A 22,780-nucleotide genomic window follows, 5' to 3' on the forward strand; every position below is an offset into this window, starting at 1 on the left:
AGACCGACGGTAGGCTGTCCCTCCATGGCGAAGTATTTCGACGTCCACCCGGTCAACCCGCAGTCCCGGTCCATCCAGCAGGCGGTCGACATCCTGCGCGGTGGTGGACTCGTGGCCTACCCGACCGACTCCTGCTACGCGCTCGGCTGCCGGATGGGCAACAAGGAAGGCCTCGACCGGATCCGACAGATCCGCAAGCTGGACGACAAGCACCACTTCACCCTCGTCTGCTCCAACTTCGCGCAGCTGGGTCAGTACGTCCAGATGGACAACGCCGTCTTCCGCGCGGTCAAGGCCGCCACCCCCGGCCCGTACACCTTCATCCTGCCGGCGACCCGCGAGGTGCCCAAGGCGATGGTGCACCCGAAGAAGCGTACGGTCGGCGTCCGGGTGCCCCAGCACGTCACCGCACTGACCCTGCTCGACGCGCTGGGCGAGCCGCTGATGTCGAGCACGCTGCTGCTGCCGGGCTTCGAGGAGCCGCTGACCGACGGCTGGCAGATCAAGGAGGAGCTCGACCACCAGGTGGACGCGGTGATCGACTCCGGCGACTGCGGCGTCGAGCCGACCACCGTGGTGAACTTCACCGGTGACGAGGTCACCGTCGACCGGATCGGCGCCGGGGACCCGACCCCCTTCGAGTGATCCGGACCGGCCGACCCCGGCGGGTGGCTGGGCCGCCCGGGCCGGCGGGTGGCTGGACGGCCGGTGCTCGGCGTCCGGTCAGTGCCGCAGCTGCTCGATGTAGCGCAGCGAGTTCGGCTCGCACCGCGCCTCGGTCGCGATCCGCATCGGCGCGATCCGGCCGCGGTCGCGCAGCTCGTAGAGCTTCGGGACGACCCGGTCGCGGACCGTGGTGGGGGACAGGGTGTTGAGGTAGATCTTCGTGCCGCCCTCGAACCCGGCCAGGTTCGACACCCGCCACTTCAGCATGATCCGCCACGGCATCGGCTCCAGCACATCGATCGGGCGGTGGTACCACTCCTCGTTGCTGGGCACGTCGACGCCGGTCGCTGCATGGCAGGCGTGCAGCAGGTCCGACATCGCCCGGACCTCCTCCTCGGTGGCCTTCCACGGCACCGGTGCGGCGCTCTTGGAGTAGACCTCGAGGGTGGGGTAGCGGTGCCCGAACCCGGCGAAGGCGACCGCGTGGTCGTTCTCGGCGACCACCAGATTGTGGTAGCCGGCGTAGTTCACCGCGGCCTCGTTGTAGAGGTTCGGGTTGGCCCGGATCCGCTCGATCTCCAGCTCGTTGTTGACGCCCCGCTCGTCGATCGCCACCAACTGCTTGTGCAGGTGGTCGAAGGAGGCGCCGGCCGGCTTGAGCCAGTTCTGGAACGCCGCCACGTAACGTACGTAGCGGTTCGCCGCGTAGAGACGCTTCATCGCCTCGACGGTGAAGGTCATGTACCGGTAGTGCTCCTCAGCGGTGAGGGTGCCCGACGAGGCGAGGCCGGTGTCGTCGTACGCCCCGTCGGTGAAGTGCCGCCGGGCGACGATCACGTCGTGGCCGCCGCCGAAGAAGCCTGCCGCCTGGGCCCGTCGCTCGTCCTCGGACAGCGCCGCCCAGTCGCTGTTGGAGAGCCCGGCGGCGCGCATCCGGGTCTGCACGATCCGCAGGACGTGGTCGCGGCCGAGCGTGGTGGCCAGGTAGTCGTCCATCCGGCGCTGCAGGTCGGCGGGCATGTCGTAGCCGTAGTTGGCGCGCCAGTAGTCGTACGACACGATCTCGAACAGGTTCGGGATCCGGCGGAACTCGGCGACAGTGTCGTGGAGGTGGTCGGCGCCGACCCCGTCGAGCTGGCGCCAGCCGTCGCCGTCGCGGACCATCCGGGACTTCTCCGGCGGGGTCTCGAGGTAGCGCTGCTCGCAGAACGCGCACCAGCGGCCGTGGTCCTCGGTACGCAACGGCTGCGGCGAGGGGTGGCTGATGCCCAGGGGGCGGTGCGCCCGACCCGGCACGGTCCACACCTCGGTGCCGCTGAACGGGTTGACCTGCTTGATCGTGCCGTCAGCCATCTCCTGCATGAGCTGTGCGGACGGAATGAGCACTGCTGAGGACATGTCCCCTCCTGTTCCCCTGCCTGGTGGCAGCCGCCAGCCTAGCGAGGCGGCCCCGCGGAACTAGCCGGTGGTCAGCCCGGGGACCCGGTGCCCGCGGATCTTGCGGAGCCGGAGGGCGTGTGCCGCCAGCGCCTCGTCCTCGGCCGACACCGGCCGCCACTGCGGGATGTCGCACAGCCGACCGTCCGGGCCCCGGACACCGTAGGTGATCGCACAGTGGGTGGTGAGCTCCCGCTGGTCCGTGCGGGGGTCGCCGGACCGGACGTGCACCGAGATGTCCATCGTCTTGCGGTTGGTCCGCAGCAGCCGGGCCTCGAGCTCGACGACATGGCCGATGTGGATCGGCCGATAGAACCGTACGCCGCCGGAGTAGACCACGGTCGGCGTCATCCCGGACCACTGGCTGGCGCACAGCCAGGCCGCCTGGTCGATCCACTCCATCGCGGTGCCACCGTGCACCTTGCCGCCCCAGTTCACGTCGGTCGGCTGGGCCAGGAAGCGGGTGACGACCTTCGGGGCGGTCCCGTCGGCGGTGTAGGCCTGGCGGGCCATCTCGTCCTCGATCTCCTTGCGGATCCCCGCCCGGCCGACGGCCGCCTTGGCGTGCGCCCGTTCCCGGGCGGTGATCGGATCGAACTCCGCGACCGGCACCGAGTGCCCCTGGCCGTCGGTGGCGACGAAGATGACCAGACAGTTGGTCGCCTCGGCCCAGCGCAGCGTCTTCGGATCGGAGTGGCGTACGGTGCACTGGATGTGCATCGACGTGCGCCCGGTGTAGACGATCCGTGCCTCGACCTCCACCAGGTGTCCCGACGGGATGCCGTGGCGGAAGGAGACGTGGCCGACGTACGCGGTGACGCAGTAGTGACCGCTCCAGCTCGCGGCGACGGCGTACGCCGCCTTGTCGATCCACTCCAGGATCCGCCCGCCGTTGACGATGTCCTCACCGTCGAACAGGACGTCGGTCGGGGCGGCGAGGAACCGCAGGGTCTCCACGGGGGATCGGGTGGGCACGGGACTGCTCCGTTCTGCTGACTGCGGCTCACTATCTCAGGCGGCCCTGCGCGGCGGCGGGGGGTCGTGCCGTCGCGGGAAACGACCTTCCGGAGGTCAGGCTCGCCGTGCGGTGGCCGTCCGGAGGGGGGCCGGATGTCCGGGGCGGTCTCCCGGCCCGGGCAGGGAGTGGGTCAGTGCCGGCCGGCGGCCCGCAGTCGTCGGCGGGACAGGTAGATGCCGACCAGGCCGATCAGGTAGATCGGCGCCTGGGTGGCGAGCGCCACGGTGTACGCCTGTCGGCTGTCGTGCCCGTCGGTCGACACGGCGTCCAGGACGAGACCGATCACCAGGATGCTCACCAGACAGGCGATGAACCCGCCCATGATCACCATCCCGGTGCCGGTCCCGACCCGCTGTGGCGGCTGGGAGGTGCGGATGTAGTCGAAGCCGATGTTGGAGCCGGGCCCGCCCAACGCCAGGGCGACGATCAGGACCACCAGCATCCCCACCGGAGGGACGCCCGGCCACAGCAGGGTGATCGTCCAGCAGACGACCTGCAGCCAGACCAGCAGCAGCGCTACGTCGGCGCGCCGGCGCGGATGTCGGGCGGTGATCCGGCCCACCACCGGGCCGGCTGGGATGGCCACCAGGACGAAGAAGGACAGCAGCGTGCTGGCCAGTGCCGGGGAGTAGCCCAGCCCGGCGGTGAGGTAGGGGAAGCCCCACATCAGCGGGAACAGCATCGCCGAGAAGCAGGTGCTGAAATGCACCCAGAAGCCCGCCGCGGTGGATGGCGTGGTGACCACCGCGCGGACACTGGTCAGCAGTGCGGCGGGAGAACCGGACGTGTTCGGCCGCCACTGGCCGGATGGGGCGGTGCGGCCGAAGACCCCCATCAGCACGGCGGCGATCACCGAGGCACCGGCCGCGGCGAGGAAGGCGGTCTGCCAGCCGGCGTTCTCCAGGACGGCGCGGAACGGGATGGCCGACAGGATCTGGCCGGCCTGGCCGATGAGGCCGGTGAGCTGGGTGAGGATCGGCACCTGGTGGGGCGCGAACCAGGCCGGGACGAGGCGGATCACCGAGTTGAACGTCATGGCGTCGCCCAGGCCGACCAGGATGCGTCCGATGATCGCGACCGGGACCGAGCCGGTGACCCCGACCAGGAGTTGTCCGACGGCCATCAGGACGGCGCCCACGGTGATCACCCGGCGCGAGCCGAACCGGTCGAGGGCCAGCCCGACGGGCACCTGGGCCGCGGCGTACACGGCCAACTGGAGCACCACGAAGACCGACACGATCCCGGCGCCGGCGCCGAAGTGGTCGGACGCCTCGATACCGGCGACGCCGAGGGTCGACCGCTGCATCACCGCGACCGCGTAGACGACGATTCCGATCACCCACACCGACCATGCCTGACGACCCGCCACGGGCCCCATCGTCGCACCACCTGGTGACGACGCGGTGTCGGCCGGGCGGCGCGTCGGCGGATGGTGGCGGTCGGATCGGGCGAGGGCATTCTTACCGGCCGGCCGGGGAGACGGTGTTCGTGAAAATTTCCATAGGTTTGCCCTATGGAAATTTCGTCGGAGGTACCCGGGGGGCCGAAGGCGGCCGTCAGTAGGTGATACAGGTCAGTAGGTGATACCGAAGTCCTCGTAGCGGACGGTGGGGGTGCGGATCTCCCGCTCGAGCCGCTCGACCTGCCCCGGCGTCATCGAGGACTTGAGCGTACGCAGCAGTTCGATCACCTGGGCGTGGGTGCCCTGGGCAATGATCTCGACGGTCCCGTTCGGCCGGTTGGCGACCCAGCCGACCAGCCCGATCCGGGCCGCCTGGCGTTCGGTCCAGAAGCGGAATCCGACGCCCTGCACATGGCCGTGCACCACCGCGTGCAGCTCTTCCAGGGGCCGTTCTCTCATGTTCCGAGCCTAGAGGCATCGCCGGCGGCGTCGGGGCGTTCTGGGGGCTGTGTTCAGGGGGCTACAGGGGCCGGGATGTCCGACACGTTCGGGGCCGAAGGGCCCGGTCCGACATCTGGGGTACGACGTGGTCTGGGGTACGACGTGGTCCGGCGCCGGGATCGTCGGACACGATCCCGGCGCCGGAACATCAGTCAGCCCTGGCCCTCGGCCGGAGATGTCAGTGGAGCAGGCCGATGGTCGCGGGGTAGCGGTAGAGCTCGCCGCGGTTGGCGAGGATCGCTCCGCGGATGTGGCACCACAGGGTCATGACGCCGGCGACGATCCACAGCACGACCGCGAAAGGGGCGAGGACGACGGTGAACAGCAGGATCCAGGCGACGACATTCATCACCCAGGCCCAGACATTGAAGTTGAACGAACCGGCAGCGGCGTTGCGGACGAAGTCACTGCGGTCCTTGTAGAGGAACCAGACGATGAGCGGGCCGACGAAGCTGAGCCAGCCGGCGCTCACGATCATCGCGATGATCGCCGACAGGTGGGCCAGGATCGCGACCGAACGTTCCTCGCCAGTGGTCATCGAGGGGGAGTGGCCGATGCGGGGATCGTACGGGCCGGCCGCGTACGGCGGGGCGCCGGACGGTCCAGTGCCGTAGGGATTGGAGCCGTAGGGGTTGGTCTGCATGCGTCCATGGTGACCCAGCGCAACGCCGTACGCAGCGCTCACGGGGGTGGATTCCGGGCGTGCTCGGGGTCGGGCCCGGGCGGTCCTGCGCCCGGGTGAGATCCTGCGCCGGCCAGTGCACTGCGGATGTTCGGCGCATGCGACGATGCACGGCGAGCCCTGCAGTCACTCGGCCAGCGCTCCTCGGGTGCTCGGCATGGTCAGGCCCTGCGATGTCTCTTGCGCCGAGCGCGGATCGGAACGGGTCCCGGCGAACTACAGTGAGGAAGCGGGGCGTACGCGCGGGCCTGGCGTACGCGCTCTGGAGGAGTGGCGACGATGGACGCAATCACACAGTCCAGGACATCCACCGGCACGGACGTGCACCGGCTCACCGCGGACGACGCACTGCGGACGTTCGGCCCCGGCGACCGCGGGCTCGCGTCGTCGCAGGTCGCCGAACTGCTGGCCCGGCACGGACCCAACGTCCTGCGCGAACAGGCACGTCGACCGCTGGTGCTCGTCTTCGCTGCCGAGTTCACCAGCCCGATGGCCATCCTGCTGTGGGTCGGGGGACTGGTGGCGCTGCTCGCCGGGATCGTCGAACTCGGGATCGCCATCGTCGTGGTGAACGTCGTCAACGGGGTCTTCGGGTTCTGGCAGGAGTATCGCGCGGAGCGGGCCACCGAGGAACTCAAGAAGCTGCTGTCGGGCCACGTGACGGTGGTCCGTGACGGCGAGGTGCGGGAGATCCCGACCCAGGACCTGGTGCCCGGAGATCTGCTGGTGGTCGCGGAGGGCGACCGGATCGGTGCCGATGCCCGGTTGGTGGAGGCCAGCGACCTGCAGATCGACCAGTCCGCGCTGAGCGGCGAGTCACGAGCGGTGCACAAGGACGCCGGTCCGGTCGCCGAGGACCTGCCGGCGGCGCAGCTGCACAACATGGTCTTCGCCGGAACGAGCGTGATGAACGGCGACGGCCGGGCCGTGGTGACCGCCACCGGGATGGCCACCGAGTTCGGCCGGATCGCCGACCTCACCCAGTCGGTGCGGGAGGAACCGAGTCCACTGCAGAAGGAACTGGGCCGACTGACCCGGCAGCTGTCGGTGCTGGCGCTCGGTCTGGGCGCCCTGTTCGTCGTGGTGGCGGTGGTGTTCGTCGGTGAGCCCTGGGCACGGGCGTTCGTCTTCGGGCTGGGCATGGTGGTCGCCTTCATCCCCGAGGGGCTGCTGCCGACCGTCACGCTGTCGCTGGCGATGGCGGTCCAGCGGATGGCCAGGCGCCATGCGCTGGTGAAGAAGCTGTCGTCGGTGGAGACCCTCGGCTGCACCACAGTGATCTGTTCGGACAAGACCGGCACGTTGACGCAGAACGAGATGACCGTCACGGACCTGTGGGTGCCGGGAGTCTGGTACGCGGTGGACGGACGTGGATACGCACCGGAGGGGATGATCCACCGACAGGACCCCGTCGCCACCGGAAGCACCACCGGGACCGCGACGACCACGGACGATCGGGCCACAGTCGGCCCGGCCGGCGCTGCACCGCAGGACACTGCCGCACCGCTGGCCAGCACCGCACCGCAGGATGCCACCGCGACGACGGACCCTGCGCTGCGTACGCTCCTCGAAGCGGCCGGCCTGTGCAACAACAGCGCGGTGCGACCGCCGGCCCCGGACGAATCCCGGTGGACCGTCCACGGCGACCCGACGGAGGCCTGCCTGCTCGTCGTGGCCGCCAAGGCCGGCCTGGACCCGGAGGCCCTGCAACGGGAGCGCCCACGACTCCGGGAACTGGCGTTCGACTCCCGACGCAAGCGGATGACGACGATCCACCAGGCGGACGGGCGCCGGCTTGCGTACGTCAAGGGAGCCCCGCAGTGCGTGCCGCCGCAGTGCTCGTGGATCGTCCGCGACGGCGTCCGGCGGGAGATGACCGAGGCGGACCGGGCCGAGATCACCGCGGTGAACGACGGGTTCGCCCGTCGTGGGCTGCGGGTGCTCGCGGTCGCGGTGCGTACGGTCGACGTCGTCGCCGACCCGGCCACGTACACGGTCGACGAGGTCGAGCGGGAGCTGACCTTCCTCGGCCTGGTGGCGATGGAGGACCCGCCCCGCGAGGGGATCGCCGAGGCGGTCGCCACCTGTCACCGGGCCAGCATCAGGATCATCATGATCACCGGCGACTACGGCCTGACCGCGGAGTCGATCGCCCGCAGCATCGGCGTCGTCCGCGGCGCTGACGTCCGGGTCGTCTCGGGGACCGAACTGGCGCGGATGTCCGAGGAGGACCTCGTCGAGGCGCTGCGTGGGGAGCTGATCTTCGCCCGGGTCGCGCCAGAACAGAAGTTCCGGGTCGTCGCGACCCTCCAGTCGATGGGGGAGATCGTCGCGGTCACCGGTGACGGCGTCAACGATGCGCCGGCCCTGAAGAGGGCCGACATCGGGATCGCCATGGGCCGCACCGGCACGGACGTGTCGAAGGAGGCCGCCGACATGATCCTCACCGACGACCACTTCGCCTCGATCGTGACGGCGATCGACGAGGGACGCGGGGTCTACGACAACATCCGCAAGTTCCTCACCTACATCCTGACCAGCAACATGGCCGAGGCGGCTCCGTCGGCGGTGTTCCTGGTGTCCCGCGGCGTCGTCCCGCTGCCGTTGACGGTGATGCAGATCCTCACCATCGATCTCGGCACCGACCTGCTGCCGGCCCTCGGTCTGGGCACCGAGCGCCCCGAGTCCGATGTGATGGACCGGCCACCTCGGCCTCGCAGCCAGCGGCTGATGGACCGGCGGGTGCTCGGCCTGGCGTTCGGCTGGTACGGCCTGCTGGAGGCGGTCTTCGCACTGGTCGGGTATCTGGTGGTCAACGTCGCCAACGGCTGGCCGGCGGTCCCGTTCGCGGCCGACGGGGAGCTGTACGCCAGGGCCACCACGATGACCCTGGCGGCGATCATCTTCTGTCAGATCGGCGCCGTGCTCGGCTGCCGTACGACGTCGGTGTCGTTGTGGACGATCGGGATCTTCTCCAACCGCCGGATCGTGTGGGGCATCGTGGCGGAGATCGTGCTGCTCGCCGCGCTCAGCTATGTGCCGCTGCTCCAGGGGGTCTTCGGCACCGCACCGTTGCTGCTGGCCGACTGGGCGGCGCTGGCCGTGCTGCCGGTGGCGATGGTGCTGCTCGATGAGGTACGGCGCGGGTACGTACGCCACCAGGGCCGGGTCGCCGAGCGGGAAGCCCCCGCCGTGGCGCCCCGGCCCCGGTGAACGGAGCGGGCGGAGCAGGTCACTGGACGACGACGTCGCCGACCATGCCCATGGTGTCGTGGAGCATGCAGAGGTAGTGATAGGTGCCGGGCTGCGTGAAGGTCACCGTGAACGTCGACGGGACGCCGGCGAACGTGTTGTACGGCGGTGGCAGCATCAGGCCGGAGGACAGGGCGCCGCCGGAGTAGGCCGAGGGATCGCCGTGGGGCGCCAGGTCCGCAGGTTCGGGCCCGAACGTCACCGTGTGCGGGATGGGGACCCCGCTGTTGCGTCCCATGTCGAAGGTCACCTGCTCACCGGTGCGGATGTACACCGTCGGACGGATGAAGCGCATCACCAGCGCGGTCTGGTCCGCGGCGCCGACGAAGACGTGGTGGTTGTCGGCGGCCGCCTGGGCCTTGGCCCGGAGCCGGACGCCGTCGGACCGTACGGTGGCGGCGATCTTGGCGGCCTGTGCGTCGTAGTTCTGCTGGGTGGACGGGTACGGGGTGCCCGCGGGTCGTACGTGCACGGTGCCGACCATCATCGCGCCGTGGACGTAGCAGACGTAGTGGTAGTCACCGGTGCCGGTGAACGTCAGGTTGTAGTGCTGGATGTCCGCCGGATCGGTCGACATCACGCCGGAGTTGCGGAACTGGCCGGGTGCGGAGATGGTCGTCTGCGGGGTGGGCGTGACCATGTACCCGATCGCGGGATCGAAGGGCACGGCCGGGGTGCTGGCGGTGAAGAAACTGACGGTGTGGATCTCCATCGAGTTGGCGACCCAATGGACGGTGTCGCCGACGTTGATCGAGATGTCCTGAGGTGCGAACGCCATGCCCTGGATGGCGCCGTCCTGGGACTGCTGGCCGACCTTGACGGTCCAGGTCACCGGACTGGTCAGTGGCGGGGCGGCCTGTGCGGGCGCGGTGCCGACGGCGAGGAGGAGGGTCGTCACGAGCGCGACCAGGACTTTGAGGAACGGCGACCGTACGCCGCGGGGGGTATGGACGGGCATCAACTGCTCCCTCCGGGAGTGGCACCGCAGGGGTGCCGAGTCGGATGTGCAGCCCGGTTGTCCGGTTGGCGCGCACGCGACGGCGACCGGGCGGACGCAGACCCTAGGACAACGCTAAGTATGAGCTGCGTCACAATCGTTCACCTGTGGGGGAGCCATGTCCATCGGATTTCCGGTCCTGCAGAGGGGCGGATCCTTAGCGTGGGCTCAGTGGTGGTGAGGCGAGAAGGGGCGCGCCGGGTGGGGCGGGATCGTCCGGCAGCGCCGGCAACCGGCGGATCTCGGCCAGCGACAGGCTCTCGTCACGCAGGGCGTCGATCATCCGCTCCCTCGTGCATGGTCACGCTTCGGTGATGAAGCCGAGTTCGCGGGCCTTGCGGACCCATCGCGCGGCCGTCTCGTACGACCTGTTCCATCTGGCCTGGACGGCCTTCATCCCTTGCTGGCGCCACACGTCGGCGACCAGGCGGTAGTGGTCATCGGGGAGCGCTGGTCCGCCGCGTCGTCCCGTCGGCACGCGCGGTGCGATCCGGGTGCGCTGTTCAGGGGTGGGAGCCGTATCGTCGTGGCCGTCGTGGCCGTCGCGCGGTGTCGTGACACTCCTGTCATTAGTCAGAGTCTCGCCGTTCATAGTGGCAGAAATGGCGGCACTGTCATTCGGTATCTTGACAGTGTTTGGCAGACCGAGGAGCTGCCACAGTTCGTCGAGCCACCGGTCGATGTTGGTCGCCTCAGCCATGGCGCTGGGGGAGATCGGCTGACCGGGCCGCGCCGTCATGGTCAGCTCCGTGGCGGCGACGCTGCCGTTCACCAGCTCGGAGGTGATGACCAGGTGCGGACGATCGGCCCTGGGCATGTCGAGCTCGATCACCAGAGGAGAGGGGAACCGTACGTCGCCGATCTGCTGGAGGTCGGACAGCCGGTAACTGACGATGCACGTCGCACCATCCGACAGGGTGACATGCCGCGAGTACAGGCCGCCGCCCGCCGCAAGCATCGTGATCACGTCGTTCTTGTTGGCGCTCACGGCCTTCATCCCCTGACGCTCGGTGGCTTCGGTGCACACGGTCACTGATCTGGTCGAAGTCTGCCCACGGTCGAGCATCATGTCAAATGACACTGACGGAGTCACCAACGATTCCCGCAACACTGACACAGTGACAGCACTAATCGATGACAGACGCGGGCTGCCGGCCGGTGGAAACCGCTGCCCACCACGCCTGCCAGGCACGCCATTGAATCAATGTCAATTATTAGTCAGTCAATGTCAATCGGTCGCGGAATGTCATTAATCTCTTTGGAATAGTGACATTGGGTGACAGTGTCAGTGTCGATGGAGAATGTTCGGGACCGGGTGGTCAGGCGAGATGTGGGGGAGTCGGCCGGCCGCGTGGAGGTTGGTCTGGGTTGTCAGGGGGTCGGGCGCTCGACGAGCCACGTTGCCGCCGCGGATGAGCATGGAACCGGGGGAGTCGCGGCAGCGATCGCGGGTCGGACGTGCCGCACCGGCAGGTGTGGCCTGTGGTGCGGATCCGACGGTCGTTCGACGCCTGAGCACAGGTGGCGTGTACCGAGTATCGCGAGGGGGGAGTAATCGAAGGCTTCGGCTGAGCGGCCGGAATACCAGGTTGTCGTGGGAAGTGTGCGGAGGTCTGCTGGTGCCTGGGTGCCGTATCGTCACGTCCCAGATCAAGGTCCGAAGTCATATGCGCCGACAGGCGGGCACGTCAGTGCTGTGGACCTGGTCGTTCGTGGGCATCGGCATTGCCATGGCCTGAGCATTGAACCGCCCCGGCATGTCCGGAGACTCCGAACCTTGGGAAGGTTGGAGTCATGGCAGGGAACACGTCGAAGAGGTATCCGGCTGAGCTGAAGGCCAGGGCGGTGAGGATGTATGCCGAGATCAGGCCGGATCAGGACACCGATTGGGGTGCGATGGCCCGGGTCGCGGAGCTGCTGGGGATCTCCACGGCCGAGACGGTGCGTAAGTGGGTGCGGCAGGCCGAGGTCGACCAGGGCGCCCGGCCGGGGGTCACGTCGGAGGAGTCGGCCGAGGTCAAGCGGTTGAAGCGGGAGAACGCCGAGTTGCGGCGGGCGAACGCGATCCTGAAGGCGGCGTCGGCTTTCTTCGCGGCCGAGCTCGACCGGCCCGGGCAGTGATCGTGGACTTCATCCGCGAGCACGCCGACCACCAGCCCGCCACCGGTGGGTTGCGATGGGGGGTAGAGCCGATCTGTGCCGTGTTGTCCGAGCATGGTGTGAAGATCGCCCCGTCGACCTACTACGAGTGGCGCGACCGGCTGCCCTCCAAGCGCGAGCAGCGCGACGAGGTGCTGCTGGCACATATCCGGCGGATCCATGCCGACAACTTCGGGGTGTACGGACCCCGCAAGGTGTGGCTGGCGCTGAACCGGGAAGGCATACCCGTCGCCCGCTGCACCATCGAGCGGCTGATGCGCCAGGCGGGGCTGGCCGGGGTGGTCCGCGGCAAGGTGAAACGGACAACGATCGCCGGGATCGGGCCCAAGCCGGCCGACCTGGTGAATCGCAACTTCGAGCCGCTCGCGCCGAACCGGTTGTGGGTCGCCGACTTCACCTACGTGTCGACCTGGGCCGGCTGGACCTACGTGGCGTTCGTCGTCGACGCCTACGCCCGCCGGATTATCGGCTGGCGGGCCGCTACCACGATGACCGCCGACCTCGTCCTCGACGCGGTCGAGCAGGCCATCTGGGTGCGTGAGCGGGAGGACCGTGCCGACTTCACCGCCCTGGTCGCCCACCACGACCACGGCAGCCAATACCTCTCCCTGGCCCACAGCCAACGCCTCGCCGACGCCGGCATCACCCCCTCAGCCGGCGCCGTCGGATCGAGCTACGACAACGCCCTGGCCGAGAGCATCAACGGGATGTACAAGACCGAGGTCATTCGCCGGCAGGGACCCTGGAGGGACGTGAACGCCGTCGAGATCGCCACCGCAAAGTGGGTCGACTGGTACAACCACCGCCGCCTCAACGAGTACTGCGGAGACATGCCACCGGTCGTTCTCGAGCAGGCCCACTACGCTCAACAACAACCCTCAGCAGCAAGCTGAGGAGTCAAACCAGCGAGTCTCCGGACATGCCGGGGCGGTTCACATCGGCATCGAGCGTGAGGCTCGTGCCTCGACGGTCCGGGACGAGCCGGAGGTCCCGGTTGATGAGTCTGGGCGTGTTGGTTGATGAGTCTGGGCGTGTTGGTCCAGCCGAGGGATCTGCTGTTGCCTGAAGTCGTCGAAACGGATGTCCGATAATGCACATTATGTCAGAAACGAAAGGGTGAAGCTCGGCTGGAGGGCTGAATGGCTCCCCCTCGGGTGCCGTTGTGCCCATAGCGCCGTTGCGTCGCGTCACCTCGGAACGCCGCCCGTCCCGCTGGATCGCCGCCCGGACGACCTCCTGTCGAACCGTGCGGCCGCCGTGCTCCTCCTGGATGGCTGCCGGCCGATCGCTCCAACATCTGGATTCGGATGGATTCGGACCAACGTCCAGATTCGGCCGACCGAATTCGAACGGCGTTCGAATCGTGTCGATGTGGTGGGTCCGGCGCCGTGGCCGTCCTGCGTGGTCCCGGTGCCCGGTCCCCGTGGTGACGTCGTCGTACGGGCGGATCGGTGTCGAACGAGCGCCCGGGACGCCGAGGTGCGGTGTCGTTCGTACGCCCCTCCGTCCCGGCCGGACGGGTCGCGACTCTAATGTCGTAGTACTGCACAAGGACGACGCGGCGTGGCGAGGCCGGGCAACTGCCGCGCCGGCTGTGCGGACGGGCTGTCCGCTGCATCGTCTGGCTGCCTGGTGCAGGAGGTGGACTACCGGGACTCATGGCCGGGCGACAGCGCGGCGGGCCGCCACACGGATGGCGGCCGGTCGAGATCGCTTGCCGGCAATGTACCGCTTCCCCCTGGTCCGCCACCACGGGCCGCGCGTCGACTCGTACGACTCCCCTGCGGTCGGTGTGCAGCCGCGGCTGGCAGTGTCTGACCGGTGCGCTTGAATCGTCCATGTGTGCGGATCGACCCGGAGGGTGACGTGTCCGCATCAGGAATCGGTCCGCCACCAGGCGTCCCGGCGGAGTACGAGCGTGATCGGTCGTCGTCCTCGACGAGGCACGACGATGAGGACACTGTGAGAACTGGAGGAGAAGACGATGGTGGCACCGCCAAAGGCCCTGCGTATCACCCTGGGGGCGGCGGTCGACCGCTATCTCGATGCCGTCGCAGCCCAGGTGACAGTGGGCAACCTCTCCCCTGCCACCCGGGACAATTACGCCGCAGATCTGGCGGACTTCACCGGGATCGTCGGTGCTGATGTCGTGGTGGACGACATCAGCGGCCAGGACGTCGACACGGCCATCGCCCGTTTCGGCTCGCTCCCCGATCGGCGCTTCGTCGACCCGGCCCGCAAGCGGGCCCCGGGAATCAGCGTGGCGACCCAACGACGCTTTCGCCAGTCCGTGTCGAAGTTCTTCAGCCACGCGGCCCAGAACGGGTGGGTGCAGCTCTCCCCCATGCAGTGGTCGGTCCTCAATCCGACCGTGCGTGGCGGGCTGCGGACCGCGCGGACGGCGTTGACCGGTGACCAGGCCCTTGCCCTTCTCGAGTACGGGCCTGGTGAGCCGGAGTCCAGCGCAGTTCGTCCCCATGAGCGCAACTGGGCCAGGGACCGGTTCGTCCTGTCCGTGCTGGCGGTCCTCGGGCCTCGGGTCTCGGAGCTGTGCGGGGCCGATCTGGAGGACATGTGGACGGAGGACGGTCAGGTGATCTGGCGGATCGAGGGCAAGGGTGGCAAGGTCCGCAAGGTCCCGCTCTCCCCCTGGCTCGCCGAGCGGCGGGATGCCTACCTCGCCGTACGCCCCGCCCCCGGCCCCCAGCTGAGTCCGGAACAACGGGCGGATGCCTCCCGGGCCCTGGTCCGCACCGGCCGTGGGGCCCGCTTGGATCCCAGGGATGTCCAACGGTTGCTGCGCCGTGCCGAACAGCGGGTCCAGCTGGTGGCCCCGGAGCGAGCCCGGGAGGTGACGCCCCACGCGCTGCGCCACACGGCGGCGACGATCATGTTGTCGGCCGGCTGGGACGTGAAGCTGGTCGCCCAGATGCTCGGTCATTCCTCCATTGCCACGACTGGCCAGTACCTCGACGAGCTGCCCGGCGAGCTTGCGGCCGCTGTGGCGGCCAACCCGTTGTCGGTCTCGTGATCTGCCGGACCGCAAGAGACAGTGCCCACGCCAGGTCGTGGCGCAGTATTCCCCGCTCCTGCCAGAGGCCGTCCCTGGCGAAGCGAAGATAACAGGCTTGGGCACCCCCTCCCCTTGGTGCTTTTGGGGCGCGGCGCGGGACCGACGTGCGGGTGGTACCGGAGGGGCAGCGGGGCGGATGTCGCGCAGGCCTGTTATTATCGCGAGGTGCTGATGCTCTCGCCCTCCGATCGCGTCCTGGCTGTGCTTCCCGACCTGGTGGATGAGCTGTCCCGCCAGGCCTCCTCCTCCACCACCCGCCAGCGCGAATGGGCCATCACCGCCGCCCTGGACCACTACACCCGAGGCGCCGGAGTGAAGGCCATGGCGCGGGTCACCATCGAGGACCTGCTCTCCCCCGACGCCGTACAGGACTACCTGCGGGCCGCCGCTGAGGGGAGCCTGCGCCAGCGCGCCCACGGCAACCAGCGCGCCACGCCGGAGTCACCACGGACCGTACGGGCCAGGGCCTCGGCACTGCGCTGGTTGGCGGCGTGCACCCAGCAGCCGGCCCCGGCGGCCGTACACGACGCCACACCCTTGGAGGAACTGACTGCACACACGGCAGAGCACACGGTCCTGACGGTGCGCGCACTGCGCCACCAGAACAACGCGTTCATGAGCAGGGCTGCCGCAGCCATCGCCCTCGTCGCCGCCGCAGGGATCTCCAGCGAAAAGCTGATCGAGCTGCGCACCGAGGACCTGCGGACCACCGTCGACGGCGCCTGGCTGCGTACTGAGGCTGTCGATCCACTCCCGTCGGCCTGGCAGAGCGAATCCGACACCGGTGAGGTCTACGCCCGGATACCCGCCTGGGGCTGGGGTGCGGTGAAGGCCTGGTTGGGCCACCGGCAGCGCCTGGTGAATGCCCTGGAAGGCAGCGACCACGGGGCGCTGTTCGTCACCTGCGCGCCGAACGGGCGCCACGTGCCCCCGGGGATGCCGCTGCACGCCCGAGGGCTGGTGCGAGCCCACCAGCGCGCAGTGGGCAGCCTGGCCACCCTCGAGCCCGACATCGATGCCCCCCAGCGACTCTCGACCGTACGCCGCCTGGCCTGGGCCTACTGGATCACCCCAGCTCCCGTACCAGGACCTCGCTGAGAGAGCGCGAACGCTGCAGGTGCGCCGACAGGTCCTGGCACTGTGCCCGCAACCGGGCCACCTCGGCACGCAGCTCCTCGTTCTCGACTTGCAGCGCCGCCAATTCCTCCGATCGCGGCGACGCCGCCTGGCCACCACCGCGGACCGCCGGCGACCGGTCAGGAACGCCCTGGGGGCCACGGGGACCGGGCCCCCGGCGCGGCGAGCGGTGCTCCTGATACTCCTGCACACCGTCGGCACGGAACAGCCAGCCGGACCCGCCCTCATCGCGGACCGCAGGCAACACGCCGTCGCGGGCCAGCGAACGCACCCGCTGCGGAGAGACCTGGAGGATCGTCGCTACGTCGGCGGTGGTCAGCAACTCGGTCACGAAACAATCGTGCCATGCCCCTGTCCGCCCGCGCGGTCGAGGTTTCCCCGTGAACTCTCCGAGATCCGCCGGTCCCGGCGGGACAGCAGACGCCGCACACGGACAGCCTCGGAAGCCCATGCCGTGCGGGTGGCTCGAGGTCCACGGCGCCCAGCAGCCGGCCCGCCAGCGAAAGTTTCGTACGAAACGCGACCGCAATACGTACGGTCCATCGTCGAACGTTTCGCGGACGGGAAGGTTTGCGGTTTCGCCTTCTTTCGCACCCACCCCTGCCTGGCGTTCACTGCTCGGCAGGTCGGAGCTCCTTCGAAGGTTCGCACCTGTCCGCGCTTTCGGCATTCGCAGGTTCGGCACAATTTGCGAAACTTTCGCCGCTGGCGCGTCTGCTGCCTGCTATTCGCCCGCGCTCGATGCGGCATGCCGCTCGTCGCCGAGGAGCCGTTGATCCGGGGGGCGGCCTTCGGGCTCCAACTCCGGGAAGCACAGGGAGCTGCCGTTCTTCGAGGCGGCGTCGGCGGTGCGGTTCTTCGAGCGGCACCTGCGGGCATGACGTCCACGGTGCCCCCGGGCAGGTGACCTTCAGCCGACGCCGCCTGCTCCCCTGGCAGTCCTACGCTGCGAGGGTGACCGAAAACCAGCGCACGAGCCGGACCGCCGGCGAGCCAGCCCGAGACGGACGAACCGACGCCGCGGACTGGGCGGACAACCTCGATGTGATGCGGGAGGAGATCATCGCGGGCGTCCTGGCACTCCCGCTGGCAGAGCGGCGGGTGTCACGACTGCCCAGTGGCTGGTCCCCGATCGAACTGCTCAGCCACGTCCTTCACATGGAGCGGCGGTGGTTCGTCTGGGGATTCCTCGGCGAGCAGGTCACCGCACCGTGGGGTGACTGGAATGTCGACGATCCTGCCGCTGGGCCCGGCGCCAACGGGGTGGCCCCGAGGTGGACGGTCGACGAGGACGCGACCGCGGAGTCCCTGGTCTCGGACCTGCGCCACATCGGCGCGCGAACGCGGGCCGTGCTGACCAGTCACGCACTCGACGCCAGAGCGCACATCGGGGGACGGTTCACCGACGATCCGCCCACCCTCGGATGGATCTGTTTCCATGTCCTGGTGGAGTATGCACGGCACGCCGGCCAGTTCGATGTGGTGCGGGAGCTGGCGGCGACCGCGGTCTGACACTCTGAGGCCTCCGGGCCACGGCGCCGTACGGTCGTGCTCTTGTTCGGTCGACCTGCCGCGCGCATGCTGGAGCGGTATCGGTCGCTCGGCCGACGGAGATGTTCGGTCGCCGGGGATCTGGGCGCAGGTCCGGTGGAGGCCACCATGAGCAAGCAGTCGGTCGTCGTCTCCGCGGTGTCCGTCGCGGTGATGGTGGTCCTCATCGTCGGCGTGGACCTGGCGTTCTTCCGGGATCGATTCTGGCTGCGACTGATCGCCAACATCGGGATCGTCCTGGTGTTCGTGGCCTGCTATTTCCGCTTTCTGAAACACTGACCCGCGCGGGAGACTTCTCCTCCGGGCGCTGTCGCGGGACACAGCCTCCGGCCGGCCGCTGAGCGCTTCCGTCGCGGCGGCCCTCCGGTAGATTTGAGGTACGCCGTCAAAGGGGAGGCCGACGCCGATGCCCTGGTTCCTGTGGTTGATCCTCGCTGCGGCCCTGGGGGCTGCCGAGGTCTTCACCCTCACCTTCGCCTTCGGGTTGCTCGCCGCCGCCGCTCTCGTCGCGGCGGTCGTGGCCGGCCTCGGCGGCGGGCTGTTGGCCCAGGTCCTCGCCTTCGCCATCTCGGGCGCCCTCGGCCTGTTGGTCATCCGCCCCATCGCCCGGCGTCAGATCACGGCTCCCCCGCTGTCCCGCGAGGGCAGTGAGGCGTTGATCGGGCGCAGCGCGGTGGTCCTCCAGGAGGTCACCGCCACGCAAGGCCTGGTCAAGATCGCCGGCGACGAATGGTCGGCCAGGTCCTTCGACGAGACCCAGGTCATCCCGGTCGGGGCCACCGTCGAGGTCCTCGAGATCGACGGCGCACGGGTGGTCGTCTATCCCCGTGAACTCCTGCCGTGAGCGACGGCGTGAAGTCACACCTGCAGTGAACAGAGGTGGAGAGCAATGGAATGGGTGCTGGTCCCGATCATCGTCGTGGCGATCCTGGTGGTCTTCCTCGTCCTCGGGAGCGTACGGGTCGTCCCGCAGGCCCGCCGCTACATCATCGAACGCTTCGGCCGTTACCGGGCGACCCTCCAGCCCGGGTTGAACTTCATCGTCCCGCTGGCCGACCGGGTGAACAGCCGGCTGGACATCCGTGAGCAGGTGTTCACCTCGCCGCCGCAACCGGTGATCACCGAGGACAACCTCGTGGTGAACATCGACACGGTGCTCTACTACCAGATCACCGAGCCGCGCGCGGCGGTCTACGAGGTGGCCAACTACCTGCAGGCGATCGACCAACTGACGGTGACGACGCTGCGCAACGTGATCGGAAGCATGGACCTCGAGCGTACGTTGACCTCTCGCGAAGAGATCAACGCGCAGCTGCGGACGGTCCTCGACGACGCGACCGGCAAGTGGGGCATCCGGGTGAACCGCGTGGAGATCAAGGCGATCGACCCGCCGCCGACCATCAAGGAGGCGATGGAGAAGCAGATGCGCGCCGAACGGGACAAGCGGGCGGCGATCCTGCACGCCGAGGGCGAGAGGCAGTCCAAGATCCTCACCGCCGAAGGCACCCGTCAGCAGTCGATCCTCGAGGCACAGGGCGACCAGCAGGCCGCCATCCTGCGTGCCGACGGCGAGGCCAAGGCCATCGACCTGGTCTTCCAGGCCGTCCACCGCAACGATGCCGACCCGAAGGTGCTGGCGTACAAATACCTGGAGACGCTGCCGCAGCTCGCCGCAGGTGACAACAACACTCTCTGGGTCATTCCCGGGGAGCTGACCAAAGCGATCGACGCGGTCACCCAAGCGTTCGGCGAGCACGCTCCTGCCGAGGCCCGGCCGCCGGCCGTGGGTGGCACCATCGGTGCGTACGGCGAGCAGGCTCCCGGTGTCGAGGCGGGATCCGGCGCTGGACCGGAGGGCGGCGAGGAGGGTGACACCCGCGCGCTGACGGCCGGGTCGCAACCGGCCTACGACATGGTGCCCACGGCCGAGCGGGTGGCCGAGATGGCGCAGGCCGCGGTCAACGACGCCAAGGCTGCGGCGGCAGCCGCCGAGCGGGAGACGCCGGCCGAGTGAGGCGGCGACATCGCCTGATGTCGGTCGCCGTGAGGTTCTCCTAGGCTGGGCACACCCGGATGGACAGGAGCTCGATGTGGCCGACCCGACGTCGCTGACCGACCCGCTGCTGACCGACGTGATGGCCGAGCTGGGCGATCTGGAGGACCCGAGGATCCGTGCGGTGAACGAGCGCCACGGTGACGACCACGGGGTGAATCTGACCCAGCTCCGGACCGTGGCGAAGCGGCTGAAGGCCCAGCCCGAGTTGGCACGCCGGCTGTGGGCGACCGGCGACACCGCCGCCCGGCTGCTGGCGGTGCTGATCTGCCGCCCCAGGGCGTACGCCCGCGAGGAGCTGGACGCCATGCTCCGCGAGGCTCGTACGCCCAAGGTGCAGGACTGGCTGGTCACCTACCTGGTGAAGAAGAGCCCCCGTGCCGAGGACCTGCGGCTGGTCTGGTTCGCCGACCCGGATCCCGTCGTGGCGAGCGCCGGCTGGGCGCTGACCACGGAGCGCGTCCGGAAGAGGCCCGATGGTCTCGACCTCGGTGGACTGCTCGACACCATCGAGGCCGAGATGAAGGGCGCGCCCGAGCGGCTGCAGTGGGCGATGAACGAGTGCCTCGGCACCATCGGCATCGAGTTCCCCGACCACCGGAAGCGCGCCATCGCCATCGGCGAGCGGCTGGAGGTCCTCAAGGACTACCCGACTCCGCCGGGATGCACGTCGCCGTACGTTCCGCTCTGGATCGACGAGATCGTCCGCCGGCGGTCAGAGCCGGCCTGACCGCCAGGGCCCGCACCGCACCGGACGCCCGGTGTCCGGGTCGTGCCGCTGGTGCGCGTCGGACGGCAGCTCCGGCCAGCCATTGGCTGTCGGGCATCAGACCGTACCCGTCGTACGCGTTCCGGATCGGGAAGGGGGCCGGACGACACACCACGGGTACGGTCTGGCTCGGTGTTGCGGGTCTCAGAGGCGGCCTTGGGCGTCCGTCCCCCTCGGGATCGGCGTCATCCGGGTGACGACCGTCGGGCTGGCGAGCAGTGCCTCGACGTCGCCGTTCAGGATGCCGACGGCCGCACCGCGTGCGTGCGCGGCCAGTGCCTCCGGGCTGCTCCACTTCTCGATCATGGTGATGGTGCCGTCCTCCGCGTCGTGGATCGCGTAGAGCTGGCAGCCGTCGTCCTCGCGGTGTACGGCTTCGATGCCGGTCTGCATGGCGGCCACCAAGTCGTCCTTGCGACCGGGCAGCGGATGGAAGACGGCGGTGACGACGACAGTCATGATTCTCCTTCGGTGCCGCGTCCGACAGTGGACGACGGCGTCGGTGCGACGCTACGCCCCCGCAGACACAGGCGAAGCGGCACCCCCCGATCCTTCGGCCGGCGGATCGTAGACCGTACCGGTGGTGTGCATTCCCTCCCGGTCGCCCGTGCGCGAATGCACACCACGGGTACGGTCTGGCTCAGGCGGTGTGGGGCCCCGCCGGACGATCGCCGAGACCGTGGGCGTGCGGTCGGCTGACGCCGCGGAAGGCGGAGTGCTGCACCGGGGTCAGGTCGTAGCCGGTTTCGGAGTGTTCGGCGAGGTCGATGCCGGTCATCTCGGCCTCGGTGCTCACCCGCATGCCCATCGTCCGCGAGACGACGGTGGCGAGCAGCCAGGTCATCACGAAGGAGAACGCCCCGACCACCAGGACGGCGACGGCCTGCCGCCAGAGCTGGCTGACGCCCCCGCCGTAGAAGAGCCCGCGGACGTGGGTCGCCGTCCGCGGATCGGCGAGCAGACCGACCCCGAGGGTGCCGACGACACCGCCGACCAGGTGCACGCCGACCAGGTCGAGGGAGTCGTCGAGGCCGAAGCGGTACTTCCAGCTCACCGCCCAGGCGCAGATCGCGCCGGCGAGCAGGCCGATCGCCATCGCGCCCAGCGGGCTGACGGAGCCACCGGACGGAGTGATCGCGACCAGACCGGCGACCGCGCCCGAGGCCGCGCCCAGTGAGGTGGCGTGCCCGTCGCGGCGCTTCTCGACCAGCAGCCAGGCCAGCATCGCCGCGCAGGGGGCGAGCAGGGTGTTGACCCAGATCAGCGCGGCCCAGGTGCCGGCGACCAGCGCCGAGCCGGAGTTGAACCCGAACCAGCCGAACCACAGCAGCCCCGCGCCCAACATCACCAGGGTCATGTTGTGCGGACGCATCGGGGTCGACCCGAAGCCGAGGCGACGCCCCAGCACGATCGCCAACGCCAGTCCACCGGCACCACAGGCGACCTCGATCGCCGTGCCGCCGGCCAGGTCGACGGCGTGCAGGCGGTTCACGATCCAGCCGCCGTGCGGGGCGGTCAGCCCGTCGGCGGCGAACACCCAGTGGGCCACCGGGGCGTAGACGACGACCAGCCAGAGCACCGAGAGCAGGGTCCACGAGGCGAACGTCGTACGTTCGGCGATGGCACCGGACAGCAGCGCCACCGCGATGATCGCGAAGCAGCCCTGGAACGCCGCGAAGGCCAGCGCCGGGACCGTGCCGACGGCGGGATCGCCGTTCACGTACGCATCGAGGAAGGCGAACTGCACCGGATTGCCCAGCACCCCGCCGAGGGAGTTGCCGAACGCTTCGCTGTAGCCGATGACCGCCCAGGCAACCCCTACGGTCGCTATGCTGACGAAGCTCATCATCACCATGTTGAGGACGCCCTTGGCGCGGACCATGCCTCCGTAGAAGAAGGCCAGTCCCGGGGTCATCAACAGCACCAACGCCGCGCTGGTGAGGAGCCACGCAGTGTCGCCTGTGTTGATCTCGTGAACCACCTGCTCAGCCTCGGTGGCACGTGTTTCCGGGATGTTCAGACTCTGTTACAGCCGCGTGTTCGTGACGTTACGACCTCGCGTTGCCGGTGTTACGGTGACGT

At 69.1% G+C, this 22,780-nt stretch carries 21 protein-coding genes; 10 read left to right on the forward strand and 11 right to left on the reverse strand.

Annotated features, from left to right (window positions below):
- The first annotated feature begins 24 nt into the window (after window positions 1-24).
- Complete coding sequence (locus tag R0146_RS12960) at window positions 25-645, forward strand: L-threonylcarbamoyladenylate synthase (protein ID WP_317690268.1); 621 nt, start codon at window positions 25-27, stop codon at window positions 643-645.
- A 78-nt stretch (window positions 646-723) separates the two neighbouring features.
- Here R0146_RS12960 and R0146_RS12965 read toward each other — a convergent pair whose 3' ends face one another.
- The 5 genes from R0146_RS12965 to R0146_RS12985 form a co-directional block, all read right to left on the reverse strand.
- Complete coding sequence (locus tag R0146_RS12965) at window positions 724-2,064, reverse strand: DUF4921 family protein (RefSeq protein WP_317690269.1); 1,341 nt, start codon at window positions 2,062-2,064, stop codon at window positions 724-726.
- Between the two features lie 60 nt (window positions 2,065-2,124).
- On the reverse strand, window positions 2,125-3,078 hold the full coding sequence (locus tag R0146_RS12970) for an acyl-CoA thioesterase (RefSeq protein WP_317690270.1): 954 nt from the start codon (window positions 3,076-3,078) through the stop codon (window positions 2,125-2,127).
- 173 nt (window positions 3,079-3,251) lie between these two features.
- Window positions 3,252-4,460: an MFS transporter gene (locus tag R0146_RS12975; protein ID WP_317690271.1), complete on the reverse strand. Its 1,209-nt coding sequence runs from the start codon at window positions 4,458-4,460 to the stop codon at window positions 3,252-3,254.
- A 234-nt stretch (window positions 4,461-4,694) separates the two neighbouring features.
- The gene (locus R0146_RS12980) at window positions 4,695-4,982 is read right to left on the reverse strand and encodes an acylphosphatase (RefSeq protein ID WP_317690272.1); all 288 of its coding nucleotides are present in this window, start codon (window positions 4,980-4,982) and stop codon (window positions 4,695-4,697) included.
- 220 nt (window positions 4,983-5,202) lie between these two features.
- Window positions 5,203-5,667 (reverse strand): DUF4870 domain-containing protein, encoded by a 465-nt coding sequence (locus R0146_RS12985; RefSeq protein ID WP_317690273.1) that lies wholly within the window; start codon window positions 5,665-5,667, stop codon window positions 5,203-5,205.
- Window positions 5,668-5,985: 318 nt separating this feature from the next.
- Here R0146_RS12985 and R0146_RS12990 point away from each other — a divergent pair, with 318 nt between their 5' ends.
- Complete coding sequence (locus tag R0146_RS12990) at window positions 5,986-8,919, forward strand: cation-translocating P-type ATPase (RefSeq protein WP_317690274.1); 2,934 nt, start codon at window positions 5,986-5,988, stop codon at window positions 8,917-8,919.
- A 19-nt stretch (window positions 8,920-8,938) separates the two neighbouring features.
- Here the strand turns inward: R0146_RS12990 and R0146_RS12995 are convergent, their stop codons facing one another.
- The 3 genes from R0146_RS12995 to R0146_RS13005 form a co-directional block, all read right to left on the reverse strand.
- Window positions 8,939-9,916: a cupredoxin domain-containing protein gene (locus tag R0146_RS12995; RefSeq protein ID WP_317690275.1), complete on the reverse strand. Its 978-nt coding sequence runs from the start codon at window positions 9,914-9,916 to the stop codon at window positions 8,939-8,941.
- Between the two features lie 196 nt (window positions 9,917-10,112).
- A complete protein-coding gene (locus R0146_RS13000; protein WP_317690276.1) occupies window positions 10,113-10,238 on the reverse strand; it encodes a hypothetical protein in 126 nt (41 codons plus the stop codon).
- An 18-nt stretch (window positions 10,239-10,256) separates the two neighbouring features.
- The gene (locus R0146_RS13005; protein ID WP_317690277.1) at window positions 10,257-10,943 is read right to left on the reverse strand and encodes a hypothetical protein; all 687 of its coding nucleotides are present in this window, start codon (window positions 10,941-10,943) and stop codon (window positions 10,257-10,259) included.
- An 806-nt stretch (window positions 10,944-11,749) separates the two neighbouring features.
- Between R0146_RS13005 and R0146_RS13010 the strand changes: the two genes are divergently transcribed.
- The 3 genes from R0146_RS13010 to R0146_RS13020 all read left to right on the forward strand — a co-directional run bounded on the left by R0146_RS13010 (window position 11,750) and on the right by R0146_RS13020 (window position 16,286).
- Window positions 11,750-13,008, forward strand: a protein-coding gene (locus R0146_RS13010; RefSeq protein ID WP_317690159.1) for an IS3 family transposase whose coding sequence is annotated in 2 segments (ribosomal slippage) — window positions 11,750-12,038 and window positions 12,038-13,008 — 1,260 coding nt in all. Because the reading frame shifts where the segments join, the coding sequence is not laid out codon by codon here.
- A gap of 1,091 nt (window positions 13,009-14,099) precedes the next feature.
- Complete coding sequence (locus tag R0146_RS13015; protein ID WP_317690278.1) at window positions 14,100-15,146, forward strand: tyrosine-type recombinase/integrase; 1,047 nt, start codon at window positions 14,100-14,102, stop codon at window positions 15,144-15,146.
- A 207-nt stretch (window positions 15,147-15,353) separates the two neighbouring features.
- Window positions 15,354-16,286: a hypothetical protein gene (locus R0146_RS13020; protein WP_317690279.1), complete on the forward strand. Its 933-nt coding sequence runs from the start codon at window positions 15,354-15,356 to the stop codon at window positions 16,284-16,286.
- On the opposite strand, the gene R0146_RS13025 is transcribed toward R0146_RS13020, so the two are convergent.
- Entirely contained in the window at window positions 16,255-16,656 is a 402-nt protein-coding gene (locus R0146_RS13025; protein WP_317690280.1) for a helix-turn-helix domain-containing protein, read from the reverse strand. The two genes, R0146_RS13020 and R0146_RS13025, sit on opposite strands and share 32 nt — an antisense overlap.
- 623 nt (window positions 16,657-17,279) lie before the next feature.
- On the opposite strand from R0146_RS13025, the gene R0146_RS13030 reads away from it, so the two are divergent.
- The 5 genes from R0146_RS13030 to R0146_RS13050 all read left to right on the forward strand — a co-directional run bounded on the left by R0146_RS13030 (window position 17,280) and on the right by R0146_RS13050 (window position 20,659).
- Window positions 17,280-17,837: a mycothiol transferase gene (locus tag R0146_RS13030; protein WP_317690281.1), complete on the forward strand. Its 558-nt coding sequence runs from the start codon at window positions 17,280-17,282 to the stop codon at window positions 17,835-17,837.
- 147 nt (window positions 17,838-17,984) lie between these two features.
- Entirely contained in the window at window positions 17,985-18,155 is a 171-nt protein-coding gene (locus tag R0146_RS13035) for a hypothetical protein (protein WP_317690282.1), read from the forward strand.
- A 127-nt stretch (window positions 18,156-18,282) separates the two neighbouring features.
- Window positions 18,283-18,720, forward strand: a complete 438-nt coding sequence (locus R0146_RS13040; RefSeq protein WP_317690283.1) for an NfeD family protein — start codon at window positions 18,283-18,285, stop codon at window positions 18,718-18,720.
- Window positions 18,721-18,765: 45 nt separating this feature from the next.
- Window positions 18,766-19,890 carry an SPFH domain-containing protein gene (locus tag R0146_RS13045; protein WP_317690284.1) on the forward strand — a complete coding sequence of 375 codons (1,125 nt, stop codon included), beginning with the start codon at window positions 18,766-18,768 and terminating at the stop codon, window positions 19,888-19,890.
- Window positions 19,891-19,966: 76 nt separating this feature from the next.
- Window positions 19,967-20,659 carry a DNA alkylation repair protein gene (locus R0146_RS13050; RefSeq protein ID WP_317690285.1) on the forward strand — a complete coding sequence of 231 codons (693 nt, stop codon included), beginning with the start codon at window positions 19,967-19,969 and terminating at the stop codon, window positions 20,657-20,659.
- 183 nt (window positions 20,660-20,842) lie between these two features.
- Here R0146_RS13050 and R0146_RS13055 read toward each other — a convergent pair whose 3' ends face one another.
- Window positions 20,843-21,157 carry a putative quinol monooxygenase gene (locus R0146_RS13055; protein WP_317690286.1) on the reverse strand — a complete coding sequence of 105 codons (315 nt, stop codon included), beginning with the start codon at window positions 21,155-21,157 and terminating at the stop codon, window positions 20,843-20,845.
- A gap of 181 nt (window positions 21,158-21,338) precedes the next feature.
- Window positions 21,339-22,679 (reverse strand): ammonium transporter, encoded by a 1,341-nt coding sequence (locus tag R0146_RS13060; protein WP_317690287.1) that lies wholly within the window; start codon window positions 22,677-22,679, stop codon window positions 21,339-21,341.
- Window positions 22,680-22,780 lie beyond the last annotated feature (101 nt).

It is taken from the genome of Raineyella sp. LH-20, from assembly GCF_033110965.1.
In the GTDB taxonomy this organism is placed as follows: Bacteria; Actinomycetota; Actinomycetes; order Propionibacteriales; family Propionibacteriaceae; genus Raineyella.